Annotated in this window: 16 protein-coding genes; 13 read left to right on the top strand and 3 right to left on the bottom strand. The window is 70.7% G+C overall.

The annotated features are described in order from the left end of the window. Positions 1–13 precede the first annotated feature (13 nt). Positions 14–436 carry a hypothetical protein gene (locus OG259_RS33455; protein WP_328945633.1) on the top strand — a complete coding sequence of 141 codons (423 nt, stop codon included), beginning with the start codon at positions 14–16 and terminating at the stop codon, positions 434–436. A gap of 171 nt (positions 437–607) precedes the next feature. Continuing rightward, positions 608–3,091 carry a RelA/SpoT family protein gene (locus tag OG259_RS33460; protein ID WP_328945634.1) on the top strand — a complete coding sequence of 828 codons (2,484 nt, stop codon included), beginning with the start codon at positions 608–610 and terminating at the stop codon, positions 3,089–3,091. 61 nt (positions 3,092–3,152) lie between these two features. Here OG259_RS33460 and OG259_RS33465 read toward each other — a convergent pair whose 3' ends face one another. Beyond that, on the bottom strand, positions 3,153–4,382 hold the full coding sequence (locus OG259_RS33465; protein ID WP_328945635.1) for a DUF349 domain-containing protein: 1,230 nt from the start codon (positions 4,380–4,382) through the stop codon (positions 3,153–3,155). Between the two features lie 199 nt (positions 4,383–4,581). Continuing rightward, positions 4,582–5,388: a peptidylprolyl isomerase gene (locus OG259_RS33470; RefSeq protein ID WP_328945636.1), complete on the bottom strand. Its 807-nt coding sequence runs from the start codon at positions 5,386–5,388 to the stop codon at positions 4,582–4,584. Positions 5,389–5,552: 164 nt separating this feature from the next. Here OG259_RS33470 and OG259_RS33475 point away from each other — a divergent pair, with 164 nt between their 5' ends. The 5 genes from OG259_RS33475 (at position 5,553) to rpsD (ending at position 10,771) form a co-directional block, all read left to right on the top strand. Then, the gene (locus tag OG259_RS33475) at positions 5,553–6,260 is read left to right on the top strand and encodes an MBL fold metallo-hydrolase (protein ID WP_266889683.1); all 708 of its coding nucleotides are present in this window, start codon (positions 5,553–5,555) and stop codon (positions 6,258–6,260) included. Between the two features lie 10 nt (positions 6,261–6,270). Beyond that, entirely contained in the window at positions 6,271–7,533 is a 1,263-nt protein-coding gene (gene hisS, locus OG259_RS33480; RefSeq protein ID WP_328945637.1) for a histidine--tRNA ligase, read from the top strand. 166 nt (positions 7,534–7,699) lie between these two features. Next, on the top strand, positions 7,700–8,335 hold the full coding sequence (locus OG259_RS33485; RefSeq protein WP_328945638.1) for a vitamin K epoxide reductase family protein: 636 nt from the start codon (positions 7,700–7,702) through the stop codon (positions 8,333–8,335). A gap of 75 nt (positions 8,336–8,410) precedes the next feature. Further along, positions 8,411–9,763, top strand: a complete 1,353-nt coding sequence (locus OG259_RS33490) for a replication-associated recombination protein A (protein WP_328947254.1) — start codon at positions 8,411–8,413, stop codon at positions 9,761–9,763. A gap of 393 nt (positions 9,764–10,156) precedes the next feature. Continuing rightward, positions 10,157–10,771 carry a 30S ribosomal protein S4 gene (rpsD, locus tag OG259_RS33495; protein ID WP_024758279.1) on the top strand — a complete coding sequence of 205 codons (615 nt, stop codon included), beginning with the start codon at positions 10,157–10,159 and terminating at the stop codon, positions 10,769–10,771. A gap of 34 nt (positions 10,772–10,805) precedes the next feature. Here rpsD and OG259_RS33500 read toward each other — a convergent pair whose 3' ends face one another. Further along, positions 10,806–13,100 carry an ATP-binding protein gene (locus OG259_RS33500; RefSeq protein WP_328945639.1) on the bottom strand — a complete coding sequence of 765 codons (2,295 nt, stop codon included), beginning with the start codon at positions 13,098–13,100 and terminating at the stop codon, positions 10,806–10,808. Between the two features lie 158 nt (positions 13,101–13,258). Between OG259_RS33500 and OG259_RS33505 the strand changes: the two genes are divergently transcribed. The 6 genes from OG259_RS33505 (at position 13,259) to OG259_RS33530 (ending at position 19,984) form a co-directional block, all read left to right on the top strand. Then, positions 13,259–13,705, top strand: a complete 447-nt coding sequence (locus OG259_RS33505; protein ID WP_328945640.1) for a DUF948 domain-containing protein — start codon at positions 13,259–13,261, stop codon at positions 13,703–13,705. Positions 13,706–13,711: 6 nt separating this feature from the next. Beyond that, a complete protein-coding gene (locus tag OG259_RS33510) occupies positions 13,712–14,068 on the top strand; it encodes a DUF6167 family protein (protein WP_328945641.1) in 357 nt (118 codons plus the stop codon). Beyond that, complete coding sequence (gene alaS / locus OG259_RS33515; RefSeq protein WP_328945642.1) at positions 14,068–16,737, top strand: alanine--tRNA ligase; 2,670 nt, start codon at positions 14,068–14,070, stop codon at positions 16,735–16,737. Before OG259_RS33510 ends, alaS begins: the two co-directional genes overlap by 1 nt. A gap of 2 nt (positions 16,738–16,739) precedes the next feature. Next, positions 16,740–17,204 (top strand): Holliday junction resolvase RuvX, encoded by a 465-nt coding sequence (gene ruvX / locus OG259_RS33520; protein ID WP_030316278.1) that lies wholly within the window; start codon positions 16,740–16,742, stop codon positions 17,202–17,204. Between the two features lie 102 nt (positions 17,205–17,306). Then, positions 17,307–19,160 (top strand): endolytic transglycosylase MltG, encoded by a 1,854-nt coding sequence (mltG, locus tag OG259_RS33525; protein WP_328945643.1) that lies wholly within the window; start codon positions 17,307–17,309, stop codon positions 19,158–19,160. Continuing rightward, the gene (locus OG259_RS33530) at positions 19,157–19,984 is read left to right on the top strand and encodes a shikimate dehydrogenase (protein WP_328945644.1); all 828 of its coding nucleotides are present in this window, start codon (positions 19,157–19,159) and stop codon (positions 19,982–19,984) included. The genes mltG and OG259_RS33530 overlap by 4 nt, the downstream gene beginning before the upstream one ends. Positions 19,985–19,994: the final 10 nt, after the last annotated feature.

The raw sequence follows: 19,994 nt of genomic DNA on the forward strand, positions 1-19,994 counted from the left end.
AGGAGGAAGTCGTATGGACATGTCGCGGAAGACCGTCGCCGGAGTCGTCTCCCTGATCGCGCTCGCCGCGCTCGGGACCGCCGTGAACCCCGCGAGCGCGGGCCGCCCGGCACAGGCCCCCGCGGCGGCCCCCGGGGCCGCGGCCGATTCGTGCGTCGGTTGGAAGAACGCCGGAAGCGCGCCCCTGAAGTGGACGAAGGCAAGTGACGCCTGCGGCCACTTCGGTGCCGAGGGCATGAAGATGGGCTACGCCTGGAAGGTCTACCGGGGCGGCAGCATCTGTATCCGCGCCAAGGGCTTCGACGCCCGGCGCAAGGAGTTCTGGTCCGACCCCCTGTGCGGGAAGAGCGGCTCCCTCAAGATCCACTGGGGCAATGTCGCCGCGACCAAGGAGATCCAGGTGAAGGGCGGGCCCTCCCTGCTCCGCTGGAACTGACGGCCGGCCGGTGGCGGGGGTCGCGGGCCGCGCGACCCCCGCTCTCCCGGGGCGAGTGGCCACCGCGTGCGCACCGCGACGCGTGGCTCGATACCATGGCCTTTCCGGGCCTGACCGGGGGACCCGGTACCTCCCCCAGACTGCGTCCGGGGGGACCCCAGAGGAGCGCTCTTGCCAGACGAGGCCCAGTCACTCTCCGCCGCGCAGCCCGACCCGAAGGCCGAAAAGGCCGCGCCGGGGACGGGCACGCCCCAGAACAAGCCTGCGGAGACCGGGCCCCCGCCTGCCGCGCCCACGCCCGCACCGGCCTCCGAGGCCCCCGCGCCCGCGCGGCCCGCGCCCGCCGCCCCCGCACGCTCGGGCGGCTCGTCCAACCGCGTCCGCGCCCGCCTGGCCCGGCTCGGCGTGCAGCGCTCCTCCCCGTACAACCCGGTCCTCGAACCGCTGCTGCGGATCGTCCGATCCAACGACCCGAAGATCGAAACGGCGACTTTGCGCCAGGTCGAGCGGGCCTACCAGGTCGCCGAGCGCTGGCACCGCGGCCAGAAGCGCAAGAGCGGCGACCCGTACATCACGCACCCCCTCGCCGTCACCACCATCCTCGCCGAGCTCGGTATGGACCCGGCGACCCTGATGGCCGGGCTCCTCCACGACACCGTCGAGGACACCGAGTACGGCCTGGAGGACCTGCGCCGTGACTTCGGCGACCAGGTCACCCTGCTCGTCGACGGCGTCACCAAGCTCGACAAGGTCAGGTTCGGCGAGGCCGCGCAGGCCGAGACCGTCCGCAAGATGGTCGTCGCCATGGCCAAGGACCCGCGCGTCCTGGTCATCAAGCTCGCCGACCGCCTGCACAACATGCGCACCATGCGCTACCTCAAGCGGGAGAAGCAGGAGAAGAAGGCCCGCGAGACCCTGGAGATCTACGCGCCCCTGGCCCACCGCCTGGGCATGAACACCATCAAGTGGGAGCTGGAGGACCTCGCCTTCGCGATCCTCTACCCCAAGATGTACGACGAGATCGTCCGGCTCGTCGCCGAGCGCGCCCCCAAGCGGGACGAGTACCTCGCCATAGTGACCGACGAGGTCCAGACCGACCTGCGCGCCGCCCGGATCAAGGCGACCGTCACCGGCCGCCCCAAGCACTACTACAGCGTCTACCAGAAGATGATCGTCCGCGGCCGTGACTTCGCGGAGATCTACGACCTGGTGGGCATCCGTGTCCTCGTCGACACCGTGAGGGACTGCTACGCCGCCCTCGGCACCGTCCACGCGCGATGGAACCCGGTCCCCGGCCGGTTCAAGGACTACATCGCGATGCCGAAGTTCAACATGTACCAGTCGCTCCACACGACGGTCATCGGACCCAACGGCAAGCCCGTCGAGCTGCAGATCCGCACCTTCGACATGCACCGGCGCGCCGAGTACGGCATCGCCGCGCACTGGAAGTACAAGCAGGAGGCCGTCGCCGGTGCCTCCAAGGTCCGCGCCGACGTCCCGAAGAGGACCGGCAAGGACGACCACCTCAACGACATGGCGTGGCTGCGCCAGCTCCTCGACTGGCAGAAGGAGACCGAGGACCCCAGCGAGTTCCTGGAGTCCCTGCGCTTCGACCTCTCCCGCAACGAGGTGTTCGTCTTCACGCCCAAGGGCGACGTCATCGCGCTGCCGGCGGGGGCCACCCCCGTCGACTTCTCGTACGCCGTCCACACCGAGGTCGGCCACCGCACCATAGGGGCGCGGGTCAACGGGCGGCTCGTACCGCTCGAATCGACCCTCGACAACGGCGACCTGGTCGAGGTCTTCACCTCCAAGGCCGCAGGCGCCGGGCCCTCCCGCGACTGGCTGGGCTTCGTCAAGTCCCCGCGCGCCCGCAACAAGATCCGCGCCTGGTTCTCCAAGGAGCGCCGCGACGAGGCCATCGAGCAGGGCAAGGACGCCATCGCGCGGGCCATGCGCAAGCAGAACCTGCCGATCCAGCGGATCCTCACCGGCGACTCCCTCGTCACCCTCGCCCACGAGCTGCGCTACACCGACATCTCCTCGCTGTACGCGGCGATCGGCGAGGGCCACGTCACCGCCCAGTCCATCGTGCAGAAGCTGGTGCAGGCGCTCGGCGGCGAGGACGCGGCCACCGAGGACATCGAAGAGGTCGCACCGCCCAGCCGCGGCCGTTCCAAGCGCCGCTCCAGCGCCGACCCCGGTGTCGTCGTCAAGGGCGTCGAGGACGTCTGGGTGAAGCTGGCCCGCTGCTGCACCCCCGTGCCCGGCGACCCGATCATCGGCTTCGTCACCCGCGGCAGTGGCGTATCGGTTCACCGCAGCGACTGCGTCAACGTGGAGTCGCTCTCCCGGGAGCCGGAGCGGATCCTGGAGGTCGAGTGGGCGCCCACCCAGTCCTCGGTCTTCCTCGTCGCCATCCAGGTCGAGGCCCTGGACCGCTCGCGGCTGCTCTCGGACGTCACCCGGGTCCTCTCGGACCAGCACGTGAACATCCTCTCGGCGGCCGTCCAGACCTCCCGCGACCGGGTGGCCACCTCGCGCTTCACCTTCGAGATGGGCGACCCGAAGCACCTGGGCCACGTCCTGAAGGCCGTACGGGGCGTGGAGGGCGTCTACGACGTCTACCGCGTGACCTCGGCCCGCAGGCCGTAACAGCGGATACGAGAGGCGGCTCCGGTACGTACGTACCGGAGCCGCCTCTCGTATCCGCGGATCAGCCGCCGAACTCCTCCAGGCCCTTCATGGCCTGGTCGAGCAGGGCCTGGCGGCCCTCCAGCTCACGGGCGAGCTTGTCGGCCTTGGCGTCGTTGCCGGCGGCACGGGCCGCGTCGATCTGCTTGCGCAGCTTCTCGACCGCGTCCTGGAGCTGGCCGGTCAGACCCGCGGCACGCGCGCGTGCCTCCGGGTTCGTCCGGCGCCACTCGGCCTCCTCGGCCTCCTGGATCGCCCGCTCCACCGTGTGCATCCGGCCCTCGACCTTGGGACGGGCGTCACGCGGCACGTGGCCGATGGCCTCCCACCGCTCGTTGAGGGAACGGAAGGCCGCGCGGGCCGCCTTCAGATCCGACACCGGCAGCAGCTTCTCGGCCTCGGTCGCGAGCTCCTCCTTCAGCTTGAGGTTCTCGGTCTGCTCCGCGTCCCGCTCGGCGAAGACCTCGCCGCGCGCCGCGAAGAAGACGTCCTGGGCGCCGCGGAAGCGGTTCCACAGGTCGTCCTCGTGCTCGCGCTGGGCGCGGCCGGCCGCCTTCCACTCCGTCATCAGGTCGCGGTAGCGGGCCGCCGTGGTGCCCCAGTCGGTGGAGTTCGACAGCGACTCCGCCTCGGCGACCAGACGCTCCTTGGCCTTGCGAGCGTCCTCCCGCTGGGCGTCCAGCGAGGCGAAGTGGGCCTTGCGGCGCTTCGAGAACGCCGAGCGGGCGTGCGAGAAGCGGTGCCACAGCTCGTCGTCGGACTTGCGGTCGAGCCGGGGGAGGCCCTTCCAGGTGTCCACGAGGGCCCGCAGCCGCTCGCCCGCGGAGCGCCACTGCTCGCTCTGGGCCAGCTCCTCGGCCTCCGTGACGAGCTTCTCCTTGGCGGTGCGCGCCTCGTCGGTCTGCTTGGCCTTCTGGGCCTTGCGCTCCTCGCGGCGCGAGTCGACCGTCTCGACGAGCTTGTCCAGGCGGGTCGCGAGCGCGGCCAGGTCGCCGACGGCGTGGTGCTCGTCGACCTGCTGCCGGATGTGCTCGATCGCCGCGGTGGCGTCCTTCGCCGAGAGGTCGGTGGTCCTCACCCGCTTCTCGAGGAGGCCGATCTCGACAACCAAGCCCTCGTACTTGCGCTCGAAGTAGGCCAGGGCCTCCTCAGGGGTGCCGGCCTGCCACGATCCGACGACCTTCTCGCCCTCGGCCGTCCGCACGTACACGGTGCCCGTCTCGTCGACGCGGCCCCACGGGTCGCTGCTCACAGCGCCTCCTCACCATGATGCCGTCGCGGGGTCGTACCCCCCGGGCATCGTCCACAGTTTCCCGGCGGGCCTCGCCCGCCTTCCGCAGCGCGGCCGACGGCCCAACGCTGCACAACGCCAATCTAGGCGAACGGCGGCCCGGCTGTCCGCACTCAGCGCGACCGAGATTCACGTTCACGCGTGCGTGCGGACGCCCGGCTCACTTCTTCGCGACGGTCGCCTTCTCGACGGTGACGGCCTTCTTCGGGGCACCGTCCGTGGCGCCGCCCGTGACACCGGCGGCGGCCACGTCCTTGACCACCTGGAGGCCGGCCGCGTCGATCTTTCCGAACGGCGTGTAGCTCGGCGGCAGCTTGGTGTCCTTGTAGACGAGGAAGAACTGCGAGCCGCCGCTGCCCGGCTGCCCGGTGTTGGCCATCGCCACGGAGCCGGCCGGGTAGGTCACGGTGCCGTCCGAGCCCGCCTTGCCGAGCGCGCCCAGGTTCTCGTCCGGGATGTTGTAGCCCGGGCCGCCCGTGCCGTCGCCCTTGGGGTCACCGCACTGGAGCACGAAGATGCCCTGGGTGGTGAGCCGGTGGCACTTCGTGCCGTCGAAGTACTTCTTCGCCGCGAGGTGCGAGAAGGAGTTCACCGTGCGCGGGGTCTTCGCCGCGTCCATGGTGATCGTGATGTCGCCCTCGTTCGTCTTGAGCGCCATGGCGTACGTGGCCTTGGCGTCCACGGACATCACCGGCTCCGGGCCCGCCGACTCGCTCTGCGAGGGCGCCGGGCTGCTGGGCGAGCTGCTCGCCGAGTTGTCCGAGCCCGCGTTGTCCTTGGGCGAGTCGTCGTCCGTCAGCGCCACGGACGCGTAGACCGCGCCGCCCGCCGCGAGGACCACCGCGAGGGCGGCCGCGACGACGGTGTTGCGGCGCTTCGCCTTGCGCCGGTTCTCCTCCCGCCGCTGCTGCTGCCGCGCGTACTTCTCCCTGGCAAGCTGCCGCCGCCGCTGATCGCTGGTGACCACCGGTTCCGCTCCTGTCGCTCGTCTGTTCCCGTCCGGGCCGGATGTGCCCGTACCGTATACGGGTTGGCTGTGGAACCGGCACCGCCGGTAGGCTCTGATCTGCCGCATTCCGTGATCTCTGCCGAATTCCGCGCCCCTGTGCCGGACGACATCTAAGGACGAACGTGCTGATTGCCGGGTTCCCCGCCGGGGCCTGGGGGACCAACTGCTATCTGGTCGCCCCCGCCGCAGGCGAGGAGTGCGTGATCATCGACCCGGGCCACCAGGCCGCCCAGGGTGTCGAGGAGACGCTGAAGAAGCATCGGCTCAAGCCCGTCGCCGTCGTCCTCACCCATGGACACATCGACCACGTCGCCTCCGTCGTCCCGGTGTGCGGCGCCCATGACGTCCCCGCGTGGATCCACCCGTCCGACCGCTACATGATGAGCGACCCGGAGAAGGCCCTCGGCCGCTCCATCGGGATGCCCCTCATGGGCGAGCTGACCGTGGGCGAACCCGACGACGTGCGAGAACTCACCGACGGTGCCGAGCTGAAGCTCGCCGGTCTGGACTTCTCCGTCGCCCACGCGCCCGGTCATACCAAGGGGTCGGTGACCTTCAGGATGCCGCAGACCACGGAGATCCCCTCCGTGTTCTTCTCCGGGGACCTGCTGTTCGCCGGCTCCATCGGACGCACCGACCTTCCCGGCGGTGACATGGACGAGATGCTCGCTTCGCTGGCCCGTGTGTGCCTGCCGCTCGACAACTCGACCGTGGTGCTGTCGGGACACGGTCCCCAGACGACCATCGGCCAGGAGCGCGCCACGAACCCCTATCTGCGGGACGTGGCCGCCGGTCTCGGGAGCACGGACGCTCCCCGACGAGGAATGTGACGAGACTTTCGTGAGCACCTTTCAGGCCCCCAAGGGCACGTACGACCTGATCCCGCCCCGCTCCGCCACCTTCCTGGCGGTCCGGGACGCGATCTCCACGCCGCTGAGGAACTCCGGCTACGGCTACATCGAGACGCCCGGTTTCGAGAACGTCGAGCTGTTCTCCCGCGGTGTCGGCGAGTCCACCGACATCGTGACCAAGGAGATGTACACCCTCACCACGAAGGGCAACGACCACCTCGCCCTCCGTCCGGAGGGCACCGCGTCCGTGCTGCGGGCGGCGCTCCAGGCCAACCTGCACAAGCAGGGCAACCTGCCGGTCAAGCTCTGGTACTCCGGCTCGTACTACCGTTACGAGCGGGCCCAGGCGGGCCGCTACCGCCACTTCTCCCAGGTCGGTGCCGAGGCGATCGGCTCCGAGGACCCGGCTCTCGACGCCGAGCTGATCATCCTCGCCGACCAGGCGTACCGCTCCCTCGGCCTGCGGAACTTCCGCATCCTGCTCAACTCGCTGGGCGACAAGGAGTGCCGTCCCGTCTACCGCGAGGCGCTCCAGGGCTTCCTGCGCGGGCTCGACCTCGACGAGGAGACCCTGCGCCGCGCCGAGATCAACCCCCTGCGCGTCCTCGACGACAAGCGCGAGTCCGTGCAGAAGCAGCTCGTCGGCGCCCCGCTGCTGCGCGACTACCTGTGCGACGCGTGCAAGGCGTACCACGAGGAGGTGCGCGCCCTGATCACCGCGGCGGGCGTGGTCTTCGAGGACGACGCCAAGCTGGTGCGCGGCCTGGACTACTACACCCGCACGACCTTCGAGTTCGTCCACGGCGGTCTCGGCTCGCAGTCGGCGGTCGGCGGCGGCGGTCGCTACGACGGACTCTCCGAGATGATCGGCGGCCCCGCGCTGCCGTCCGTCGGCTGGGCGCTCGGTGTGGACCGTACGGTCCTCGCCCTGGAGGCGGAGGGCGTCGAGCTCGACCTCCCCGCCGTCACCAGCGTCTTCGCGGTGGCCATCGGCGAGGAGGCGCGCCGGATCCTCTTCGGCAAGGTCACCGAGCTGCGCAGGGAGGGCATCTCCGCGGACTTCTCGTTCGGCGGCAAGGGCCTCAAGGGCGCGATGAAGGACGCCAACCGCTCGGGCGCCCGCCTCGCCGTCGTCGCCGGTGAGCGCGACCTCGCCGAGGGCGTCGTCCAGCTCAAGGACATGGAGTCCGGCGAGCAGCAGGCGGTCGCCGTGGACGCGCTGCTCGACGCGGTACGGACCAAGCTGGCCTGACGGACCGTTCGGGAGAAGGGGCCCGGACCCACGCGCGTGCGTGGGTCCGGGCCCCTTCCCATCGCTCTTATGTTCGCTTCACTTATCCCCGGCGAACGGTGGGCGCCGTCCCCCGTACGGCAGAATGACCGTGCCCACAAGGCCCGCGAGCGAGGGAAAAGGCGATATGACGAAGGCAGCGGTGGACGAGGCCGCGTCCGGCCGGGACGGCGACGGGACGAGCGGCACGATCGGCGCGAGCCGGGCCTTCGCCTGGCTGCTCGTGATCACCGGAGCGGCCGGGGTGCTCGCCGCCTGGGTCATCACGATCGACAAGTTCAAGCTCCTCGAAGACCCGAACTTCGTCCCGGGCTGCAGCCTCAACCCGATCGTCTCCTGCGGCAACATCATGAAGAGCGAGCAGGCCTCGGTCTTCGGCTTCCCGAACCCGATGCTCGGCCTCGTCACGTACGCCATGGTGATCGCGATCGGTGTGGCCCTGCTCGCCGGAGCCCGCTACCGCACGTGGTACTGGCTCGGCCTCAACGCCGGCACGCTCTTCGGTGTCGGCTTCTGCACGTGGCTCATGTACCAGTCGCTGTACGAGATCAACTCGCTCTGCCTGTGGTGCTGCCTGGCCTGGGTCGCCACCATCGTCATGTTCTGGTACGTGACCTCGCACAACGTCCGCAACGGCGTCATCCCCGCCCCCCGCGGCCTGAAGACCTTCTTCGACGAATTCACCTGGATCCTGCCCGTCCTGCACATCGGGATCATCGGCATGCTGATCCTGACCCGCTGGTGGGACTTCTGGACCAGCTGACCGACCGCTCACGGACGGCCGGCGGACCGTCGGCGGCGGCAGTGCTGTCAGTGCGGTGACCTAGGCTTCATGACTGTGGAGCCCGACCTCTTTACCGCAGCAGCCGAAGACCGCCAGGAGAAGGACCCCGCCGGCAGCCCGCTGGCCGTCCGGATGCGCCCGCGCACCCTCGACGAGGTGGTGGGCCAGAAGCACCTGCTCAAGCCCGGTTCGCCGCTGCGCCGACTCGTGGGCGACGGGGACGGCGGCCCCGCCGGCGCCTCCTCGGTGATCCTCTGGGGGCCGCCGGGCATCGGAAAGACGACCCTGGCGTACGTGGTCTCCAAGGCGACCAACAAGCGGTTCGTGGAGCTGTCCGCGATCACCGCGGGCGTCAAGGAGGTCCGGGCCGTCATCGAGGGCGCCCGCCGCGCGGTCGGCGGCTACGGCAAGGAGACCGTCCTCTTCCTCGACGAGATCCACCGCTTCTCCAAGGCCCAGCAGGACTCGCTGCTGCCCGCCGTCGAGAACCGCTGGGTGACGCTGATCGCCGCCACCACCGAGAACCCGTACTTCTCGATCATCTCGCCGCTCCTCTCCCGCTCCCTGCTCCTCACCCTGGAGCCGCTGACCGACGACGACCTGCGCGGTCTGATGGCCAGGGCCCTCACCGGCGAGCGCGGCCTCGGCGGGGCCGTGACCCTGCCGGAGGATGCCGAGGCCCACCTCCTGCGCGTCGCCGGCGGCGACGCCCGGCGCGCCCTGACCGCCCTGGAGGCGGCCGCGGGCGCGGCCATCGCCAAGGGCGAGCCGGAGATCACGCTGGAGACGGTCGAGGAGACCGTCGACCGCGCGGCGGTGAAGTACGACCGGGACGGAGACCAGCACTACGACGTGGCCAGCGCGCTCATCAAGTCGATCCGCGGCTCCGACGTGGACGCCGCCCTGCACTATCTGGCGCGGATGATCGAGGCGGGGGAGGACCCGCGGTTCATCGCCAGGCGCCTGATGATCTCCGCGAGCGAGGACATCGGACTCGCCGACCCCAACGCGCTGCCGATCGCCGTCGCCGCCGCGCAGGCCGTCGCCATGATCGGTTTCCCCGAGGCGGCACTCACCCTCAGCCACGCGACGATCGCCCTGGCCCTGGCCCCCAAGTCGAACGCGGCGACGACCGCGATCGGCGCCGCCCTGGCGGACGTGCGGAACGGCCTCGCGGGTTCGGTCCCGCCGCATCTGCGCGACGGCCACTACAAGGGCGCCGCCAAGCTCGGCCACGCCCAGGGATACGTGTACCCCCACGACGTCCCCGGCGGCATCGCGGCCCAGCAGTACGCCCCGGACACCATCCACGGCAAGCAGTACTACGAGCCCACCCGCTACGGCGCGGAAGCGCGGTACGCGGACGTGGTGGACCGGGTGCGAGCCCGCTTGAAGGGCAACGAGTAGACCGCCCCGTCCGGGAGCTCCTGGACCCCTGCCGCTGAGGCCGTCGGACCCCGGGCGAGAGTGCCCGGCGGACCCGGTACACTGGTCCAGATTGCTGCGTCCCGTGTCCGGCTCCGGTCGGCACCACCAGAACGGGACAGTCAGCCGGAGATCCCGCCCTCGGGCGGGGTTTCCAGGAGCGTCGCGCACCTTCGAAGGTGTCGCGGGCAACCCACCACCACCCGGATCCCGGGAGCGGCGGTGGGTCGTTCGCGTGCTGCACGTATGTGCCCAGACCTGGGAGCGGCTGCCCGACAGGTCCGTCTCGTACGGACCAGGCGGGTTTCCCGGCTGCGGATGCGACCTCCCCTAACCCTGGTGAAGCCGTTTCGTACACAGTAGAGAGGTTGGTTCATGCCGAACCAGTCCCGTCCCAAGGTCAAGAAGTCGCGTGCCCTCGGCATCGCGCTGACCCCGAAGGCCGTCAAGTACTTCGAGGCCCGCCCCTACCCGCCGGGCGAGCACGGCCGTGGCCGCAAGCAGAACTCGGACTACAAGGTCCGTCTGCTCGAGAAGCAGCGTCTGCGCGCCCAGTACGACATCAGCGAGCGCCAGATGGCGCGCGCCTACGACCGTGCCAAGAAGGCCGAAGGCAAGACGGGCGAGGCGCTGGTCGTCGAGCTCGAGCGTCGCCTCGACGCCCTGGTCCTGCGTTCGGGCATCGCCCGCACCATCTACCAGGCCCGCCAGATGGTCGTCCACGGCCACATCCAGGTCAACGGTGGCAAGGTCGACAAGCCGTCGTTCCGCGTCCGTCCCGACGACGTCGTGATGGTCCGCGAGCGCAGCCGCACCAAGCCGCTGTTCGAGGTTGCCCGTGAGGGTGGCTTCGCCGCCGACGGTGAGACCCCGCGCTACCTGCAGGTCAACCTGAAGGCCCTGGCCTTCCGTCTCGACCGCGACCCGAACCGCAAGGAAATCCCGGTCATCTGCGACGAGCAGCTGGTCGTCGAGTACTACGCCCGCTGATCTCGGCAATGGCGTAGTACCACCCTCGCGGTGTTCAGCCCGCCGCTTCCCCACCCTTTCCGGTGGGGGAGCCGGCGGGCTTCCGCGTTCCCGGGACCGCCGTCGAACCGGCCGTACGGAACGGACGCGGGGCGGCCCCCTCCGCCGGGGCATCGATGGCCGGATGACGGCCGGCCACGAGCGCGCGCTGCACCGCCTCCGCCGCCGAGAGCCCCTGGCCCGCCCGGAACGCGGCGGCGTACGCCTCCACCCCCAGCGCCTCCTCGGCCCGCTGCTGGCACAGCGTCCTCGGCGCGTCGAACGCCGCCGAGCCGAAGAGCCGTACACCCACCGTCTCCCACAGCGGCACCGCGGCCCCCTGGAGGACCGCCGCCTCCCTCGGATCGCCCTCGCTCACCGCCACCAGGGCGAGCATCTCGATCGCCAGGACGGTCCCGACCAGATCGCGGAAGGCGTGGTTGATGGACACGCACTCGGTGAGCAGCTCCCGCGCCTCCGCGTACGCCCCCCTGGTCCAGGCCGCGTACCCCAGGACATAGAGGGCGTACGCCCGGGCCCAGAGCTCGCCCCGCTCCTCGCAGATGTCCTTGACCTCGCGGCAGAGGGCGACCGCCCCCTCCAGATCGCCCTGGAAGGCGCGCGCCAGGCCCACCTCGATCTGCCCCATCAGCACATTGCTGTTCAGCTCGCCGAGCTCCCGGTACGCGACGAGCGCCCGCCCGATCAGCTCCTCGGCGCGCGGCATGTCGTCCGTGAGCAGCGCGAGGCAGCCCATCCGGTGCGTCGCGTACGCCTCCGCCAGCGCGTTCCGCGAGGACCTGGCCCGCTCCCCGCACTCGTGGAGCGCCGCCACCGCCGCCGTACCGTCGCCCTGCAGGACCGAGACGTACCCGAGCACCCAGAGCGCCTTCAGCCGCGCCTCCTCGTGGCCGGATTCGAGCGCGAGCGCCCGGTCCAGCCAGTGCCGGCCCTCCGAGAGGCGCCCGCAGCCGACCCACGCGAACCAGAGCGTGCCCGCCAGGTGCTGGGCGAGATGCGCGTCCTCCGGAAGTTCCAGACACAGGTCGAGGGCCGCCCGCAGATGCGGCAGCGCCGCCTCCGTCAGGGCCGCGACCTCCGGCTGGCGCGGGCTGAACCACTCCAGCTCGCACCAGGTGGCCAGGCCCATGTACCAGTCGCGGTGCCGCCGCCTCATCCGCTCCGTGTCGTCGAGCGCCGCGAGCCACTCCGACCCGTACGCGGCGACCGTGTCGAGCATCCGGTACGCGGGACCCGCCGGGGTGTCCTCGCGGGTGAGCAGCGATTGCGCGAGGAGCCCGCCGAGCAGATCGAGGATCCGCTCCGGAGGCAGCTCCGGACCCGCGCACACGTACTCCACCGCCTCCAGGTCGAAGGGGCCGGGGAAGACGGAGAGCCGCGCCCAGAGGAGCCGCTCCTCCGGGCTGCACAGCTCATGGCTCCAGCCGATGGCGGTGCGCAGCGTCTGGTGACGGGGGAGCGCCCCGCGCGCGCCGTCCGTGAGGAGCCGGAAGCGGTCGTCGAGGCGACACAGCATCTGTTCGACGGAGAGCAGCGGGAGCCGCCCGGCCGCCAGTTCGAGGGCGAGCGGAATCCCGTCGAGCCGTCGGCACAACTCCCGCACGGCGTCCCGGCCGCGCGCCTGTGCGGACCCGTCGTCGTGGGCCGACCCGCAGGGGAGCGCCGGTACTCCGGGCAGGGCCGTGGCCCCCGGGCGGGCCGGAGCGCCCGTCAGCGCCGGAACCCCGTGGAAGGTCCCCGCTGCCGCCCCCGGCAGCGGCGGCGCGCCGGCCTCCGCCGCCCGCTCGGCGAGCAGCGTCATCGCGTCCTCCTCGCCCAGCGGCGCCAGCGGGAAGACGGCCTCGCCGGCCACCCGCAGCGGCCGCCGGCCGGCCGCGAGGACGGTGAGCCCGGGAGCGTGTTCGAGCAGCTCCCGCACCAGGGGCGCGCACTCCTCCACGAGGTGCTCGAAACCGTCCACGACCAGCAGGGTCCGCCGCTCCGCGAGATGCTCGACGAGCACCTCGCGCGGGGGCCTCGGCGTGTGGTCGGTCAGGCCGAGCGACTCGACCAGGGCGTACTCGATCAGGTCGGGGTCGCGCAGCGGCGCGAGCTCGGCGAGGCGGACCCCGTCGCCGTAGCGTTCCTGCACCCCCGCGGCAGCCCTCAGCGCGAGCCGGGTCTTGCCGACCCCGCCCACGCCCACGACCGTGACCAGGCGGGACGCCTCAAGGAGCGCCGTCAGTGCGGCCTGCTCGGCGGCCCGTCCGATGAACCGGTTCAGCTCCGCCGGGAGATTGCTCCGTCGCATGGGACACGGAGCGTACTCACCCCCGCGCGCTCCGTACAATCGGTTCCCGTAACTCCCGTCCCACGGGCGGTAATGCGGTACGGCGCGACAGCCCGGGCGCGATAGGGTCGGGGGACGACTTTTCGCAAGGGCCCAACGACAGCAGAGAGCGGTGCAGAGTGACCGGTGGAGAGGTTGCCGGGATCCTGGTGGCCGTCTTCTGGGCGATCCTGGTCTCCTTCCTCGCCGTGGTGCTGGTGAGGCTGGCGCAGACGCTCAGGGCGACCACCAAGATGGTGGCGGACGTGACCGAGCAGGCCGTTCCCCTGCTGGCCGACGCCTCCGCGACCGTCCGCTCGGCACAGACCCAGCTCGACCGGGTCGACGCCATCGCCTCGGACGTCCAGGAGGTCACCTCCAACGCCTCGGCGCTCTCCTCGACCGTCGCCTCCACCTTCGGCGGCCCGCTCGTCAAGGTGGCCGCCTTCGGCTACGGGGTGCGCAAGGCGCTCGGCCGGGCCGGGGACGGCGCCTCCGGCGCGGACGCGCCGCGGGCCTCCTCGCGACGTACTGTGATCGTCGGCCGTACCGTGCCGTCCTCGCGACGCCGGAAGCAGAAGGGCTGAGCCGCGATGTTCCGCCGCACGTTCTGGTTCACGGCCGGCGCAGCCGCCGGCGTGTGGGCCACCACCAAGGTCAACCGGAAGCTGAAGCAGCTGACCCCCGAGAGCCTCGCGGCCCAGGCCGCGAACAAGGCGATCGAGACCGGCCACCGCCTCAAGGACTTCGCCCTCGACGTGAGGGCGGGCATGGTCCAGCGGGAGGCCGAACTGGAGGAGGCGCTCGGCCTCGACGCACCCGTCGACCCGGGCCCGGCCCAGGGCCGGGAGCTTCCGGAGCCGCGCCGCAGGGGCGCGCTCGGCCCCACCCCGTACTCGACCACGCATTCAATTCCCACGATCTCGTACAACCGGAATGAGGACCACTGATGGAGTCGGCTGAAATCCGCCGCCGCTGGCTGAGCTTCTTCGAGGAGCGCGGGCACACCGTCGTCCCTTCGGCGTCGCTCATCGCGGACGACCCGACTCTGCTGCTCGTCCCCGCCGGCATGGTGCCCTTCAAGCCCTACTTCCTGGGTGAGGTCAAGCCGCCCTTCACGCGCGCCTCCAGCGTGCAGAAGTGCGTGCGCACACCGGACATCGAAGAGGTCGGCAAGACCACCCGCCACGGCACGTTCTTCCAGATGTGCGGCAACTTCTCCTTCGGCGACTACTTCAAGGAAGGCGCCATCAAGCTGGCCTGGGAGCTGCTGACCACCTCGGTGGAGCACGGCGGCTACGGCCTCGACCCGGAGAAGCTCTGGATCACCGTCTACCAGGAGGACGACGAGGCCGAGCAGATCTGGCGCGACGTCGTCGGCGTCCCCGCCGAGCGCATCCAGCGCCTCGGCAAGAAGGACAACTACTGGTCGATGGGCGTCCCCGGCCCCTGCGGCCCGTGCTCCGAGATCAACTACGACCGTGGCCCCGAGTTCGGCGTCGAGGGCGGCCCGGCCGTCAACGACGAGCGCTACGTGGAGATCTGGAACCTGGTCTTCATGCAGTACGAGCGCGGCGAGGGCACCGGGAAGGACGACTTCCCGATCCTCGGCGAGCTGCCGTCGAAGAACATCGACACGGGCCTCGGCCTCGAGCGCCTGGCGATGATCCTCCAGGGCGTCCAGAACATGTACGAGACGGACACCCTCCAGGTCGTCATCGACAAGGCCACCGAGCTCACCGGCGTCGCCTACGGCAAGGCCCACGACAGCGACGTCTCGCTGCGCGTGGTCGCCGACCACATGCGCACCTCCGTGATGCTCATCGGCGACGGCGTCACCCCCGGCAACGAGGGCCGCGGCTACGTCCTGCGCCGCATCATGCGCCGCGCCGTCCGCAACATGCGCCTGCTCGGCGCCACCGGCCCGGTCGTCCAGGACCTCGTCGACACCGTGATCAACACGATGGGCGAGCAGTACCCGGAGCTCGTCACCGACCGCAAGCGGATCGAGACCGTCGCCCTCGCGGAAGAGGCCGCCTTCCTCAAGGCCCTCAAGGGCGGCACCAACATCCTCGACACCGCCGTCACCGAGACCAAGGCCGCCGGCGGCACGATCCTCTCCGGCGACAAGGCGTTCCTGCTCCACGACACCTGGGGCTTCCCGATCGACCTCACCCTGGAGATGGCCTCGGAGCAGGGCCTCTCCGTGGACGAGGACGGCTTCCGCCGCCTGATGAAGGAGCAGCGGGACCGCGCCAAGGCCGACGCCAAGGCGAAGAAGACCGGCCACGCCGACATGACGTCGTACCGGGAGATCGCCGACAGCAACGGCGCCACCGAGTTCACCGGCTACACCAACACCGAGGGCGAGAGCACGGTCGTCGGCCTCCTCGTCAACGGTGTCTCCTCGCCGGCCGCCTCCGAGGGCGACGAGGTCGAGGTCGTCCTCGACCGCACCCCGTTCTACGCCGAGGGCGGCGGTCAGATCGCCGACCAGGGCCGGATCAAGCTGCACAGCGGCGCGGTCATCGAGATCCGTGACGTCCAGCAGCCCGTCCCGGGCGTCTCCGTGCACAAGGGCTCCGTGCAGGTCGGCGAGGTGACCGTGGGCGCGACCGCCTACGCCACCATCGACGTGCGCCGCCGCCGGGCCATCGCCCGCGCCCACTCGGCCACCCACCTGACCCACCAGGCGCTGCGCGACGCCCTCGGCCCGACGGCCGCCCAGGCCGGTTCCGAGAACCAGCCCGGCCGCTTCCGCTTCGACTTCGGTTCGCCGAACGCCGTCCCCGGCGCGGTCCTCACCGACGTCGAGCAGAAGATCAACGAGGTCCTCTCGCGCGAGCTGGAGGTCCACGCCGAGGTCATGCCGATCAACGAGGCCAAGCGCCAGGGCGCCATCGCCGAGTTCGGCGAGAAGTACGGCGAGCAGGTCCGCGTCGTCACCATCGGCGACTTCTCCAAGGAGCTGTGCGGCGGTACGCACGTCGGCAACACCGCCCAGCTGGGCCTGGTGAAGCTGCTCGGCGAGTCCTCCATCGGCTCCGGCGTGCGCCGTATCGAGGCCCTCGTGGGTGTCGACGCGTACAACTTCCTCGCCCGCGAGCACACGGTCGTCGCCCAGCTCCAGGAGCTGGTCAAGGGCCGTCCGGAGGAGCTGCCGGAGAAGATCTCCGCCATGCTCGGCAAGCTGAAGGACGCCGAGAAGGAGATCGAGAAGTTCCGCGCGGAGAAGGTCCTCCAGGCCGCCGCCGGTCTCGTCGACTCCGCCCAGGACATCCGCGGCCTCGCCCTGGTCACCGGTCAGGTCCAGGACGGCACCGGCGCCGACGACCTGCGCAAGCTGGTCCTCGACATCCGCGGCCGCTTCCCGTCCGACCGTCCGGCCGTCGTCGCCCTGTTCACCACGGCCAACGGCAAGCCGCTCACGGTCATCGCCACCAACGAGGCCGCCCGTGAGCGCGGTCTCAAGGCCGGCGAGCTGGTCCGCACGGCCGCCAAGACCCTCGGTGGCGGTGGCGGCGGCAAGCCGGACGTCGCCCAGGGCGGCGGTACGAACCCGCAGGCCGTCGGCGAGGCCATCGCCGCCGTCGAGCGCCTCGTGGTGGAGACGGCGTGACGATGCGCCGCGGCCGCCGTATCGCGGTCGATGTCGGGGACGCCCGGATCGGGGTCGCCTCGTGCGACCCCGACGGGGTCCTCGCCACGCCGGTGGAGACCGTGCCGGGACGTGACGTCCCGGCCGCCCACCGGCGGCTCCGCCAGATCGTCGAGGAGTACGAGCCGATCGAGGTCGTCGTGGGCCTGCCCCGCTCGCTCAGCGGGCGGGAGGGTCCGGCCGCGACCAAGGTCCGTGCTTTCGCAGGGGAGATGGCGAAGGGCATCGCCCCGGTGCCGGTCCGTCTGGTCGACGAGCGGATGACCACGGTCACCGCGACCCAGGGGCTGCGGGCCTCCGGTGTGAAGGCCAAGAAGGGGCGGTCCGTCATCGATCAGGCCGCCGCTGTGATCATCCTTCAGAACGCTCTTGAGTCCGAACGGGTATCAGGTAATCCGCCCGGCGAGGGCGTCGAAGTGGTCATCTGATCGCGATACGGTAACGTTCCGCGCGATGCGGCGGTGTTCGAACAGCTGCCGCACTACGTAGAGGCGGATCGTCCGGAAGCCTCGCGGCTGTTTTGGGGATCGATGACTGAGTATGGCCGGAGCCCCGGCTCCGAACCGTGGCACCCCGGGGACCCGCTTTACGGGGACCAGGGGTGGGAGGGCCAGCAGCAGTACCCGCACCCGCAGCAGGCGAACCAGTACGGCCAGGGCGGTCACGACTACCAGGACCCGTACGGGCAGGGCGGTCAGGCCGCTCAGGGATACGAGGGCGACCCGTACCAGCAGCAGCATGCGCAGCAGCAGTACCAGCAGCAGTCGCAGGAGTACGTCGACCCGCAGCAGTACCAGCAGCACGTGCAGCAGCAGTATCAGCAGCCTCAGCCGCAGCAGTACCAGCAGCAGCCTCAGCCGCAGCAGTACCAGCAGTCGTACGAACAGCAGCAGCCGTACGAGCAGCAGCAGTACGGGACGGGGTACCAGGGCGGTTACGACACGCCCGGGCACCTCGGACAGCAGTACGACGGCAACTGGGAGACGGGCCAGGCGGCCATGCCGTACGCCGGGACTCCGGCCGATCCGTACGGCGGCCAGAACCCCGACCTCTACGGCACGCCCGAGGCGTACCCCCCGCCCCAGCCTCCCGGTCGCCGGCAGAACCCGCCGGAGCCGGTGATCGACTGGGCGCCGGAGGAAGAGGCGCGTCCGGAGCCGGAGGAGGAGAAGCACCCCTTCTTCACCGGCGAGGGCGACGACCCGGACGACGAGTACGACGACGAGGAGGAGCCCGGCCGCGGCCGCGGTTCCCGCGGCGGCGATCGCGAACGCCGGAGCAAAGCGAAGAAACGCAACGGCAAGAACGGCGTGGCCTGCCTCGTCGTCGCGGTCGTCATGGCGGGCGTCGTCGGTGGCGTCGGCTACTTCGGCTACCAGTTCTGGCAGGGCCAGTTCGGCGCGGCCGAGGATTTCGCGGGCTCCGGTTCCGGCGAGGTGCAGGTCGAGATCCCCAAGGGCGCGCTCGGCTCCGACATCGGCAACATCCTGAAGAAGGAAGGCGTCGTCAAGAGCGTCGACGCCTTCGTCTCGGCGCAGCAGCAGAACCCCAAGGGCAGAGCGATCCAGGCCGGGGTCTACACCCTGAAGAAGGGGATGTCCGCCGAGAGCGCGGTCACGCTGATGCTCAACCCGGCGAGCCAGGCGAACCTGGTCGTCCCCGAGGGCAAGCGGAACGCCTGGGTCTACGACCAGCTCGACAAGCGCCTCGACCTGAAGCCCGGCACCACCAAGGACGTCGCCTTCGCGAAGGCGAAGAGTCTGGGTCTGCCCGATTGGGCCGAGAACCACCCCGACATCAAGGACCCGCTGGAAGGCTTCCTCTTCCCGGCGAGCTATCCGGTCGCGAAGGGCACGAAGCCCGAGGACGCGCTGCGCAAGATGGTCAGCCGCGCGAACCAGGAGTACGGGAAGCTCGACCTCGACGCGAAGGCGAAGGAACACGGTCTGAAGGGGCCGTGGGAAGTCCTGACGGTCGCGAGCCTGGTGCAGGTCGAGGGCAAGTACAAGCACGACTTCGACAAGGTGGCGCGGGTGGTCTACAACCGCCTCAAGCCGAACAACGTGGAGACCGTGGGCCGACTGGAGTTCGACTCGACGGTGAACTACCTCAAGGGCGAGAGCACCCTCGACGTCGGAACCGTCGAAGAGATGCGCAAGATCAAGGACCCGTACAACACGTACGCGTACGACGTGAAGGGCCTCATCCCCGGTCCCATCAGCAACCCCGGCATCGAGGCGCTGAACTCGGCGATGAACCCCGCCGACGGCCCGTGGTACTACTTCGTGTCGATCAACGAGAACAAGACCGTCTTCTCCGTGACCCTCAAGGAACACAACCAGAACGTCGCGGAGTACGAGAAGGAACGGAAGCAGGGGCAGTGAGCAAGCAACACCGCGCGGCCGTCCTCGGTTCGCCGATCGCCCACTCGCTCTCCCCGGTCCTGCACCGGGCCGCGTACGCCGAGCTCGGCCTCGACGACTGGTCGTACGAGCGCTTCGAGGTCGACGAGGCCGGGCTGCCCGCGTTCGTGGGCGAGCTGGACGGCAGCTGGGCCGGTCTTTCGCTGACCATGCCGCTCAAGCGGGCGATCATCCCGCTGCTCGACGAGATCAGCGACACGGCGGCCTCGGTCGAGGCGGTGAACACGGTCGTCCTCCGTGAGGACGGGCGCCGGGTCGGTGACAACACCGACATCCCCGGCATGCTCGCCGCCCTGCGCGAGCGGGGCGTCGACAAGGTGGAGTCGGCGGCGGTCCTCGGCGCCGGCGCCACCGCCTCCTCCGCGCTCGCCGCGCTCGCCCGGATCTGCGCGGGGCCGGTGACCGCGTACGTACGGAGCGAGGCGCGTGCCGAGGAGATGCGCGGCTGGGGCGAGCGGCTCGGCGTGGACGTCCGTACCGCCGACTGGGACGACGCGGCGGAGGCCTTCGCGTCCCCACTGGTCGTCGCGACCACCCCGGCCGGCACGACGAACGCCCTCGCGACCGCCGTGCCCGACACGGTCGGTACCCTCTTCGACGTCCTGTACGACCCCTGGCCGACGGCACTCGCCGCGGCCTGGTCCGACCGCGGCGGCAAGGTGGTCGGCGGCCTCGACCTCCTCGTCCACCAGGCGGTCCTCCAGGTCGAACAGATGACGGGCGTCCCCGAGGCGCCGCTGGCCGCCATGCGGGCGGCGGGGGAGCAGGCCCTGGCGGCCCGTTAGGGCCGGCCGC

It is taken from the genome of Streptomyces sp. NBC_00250 (assembly GCF_036192275.1).
Taxonomy (GTDB): Bacteria; Actinomycetota; Actinomycetes; order Streptomycetales; family Streptomycetaceae; genus Streptomyces.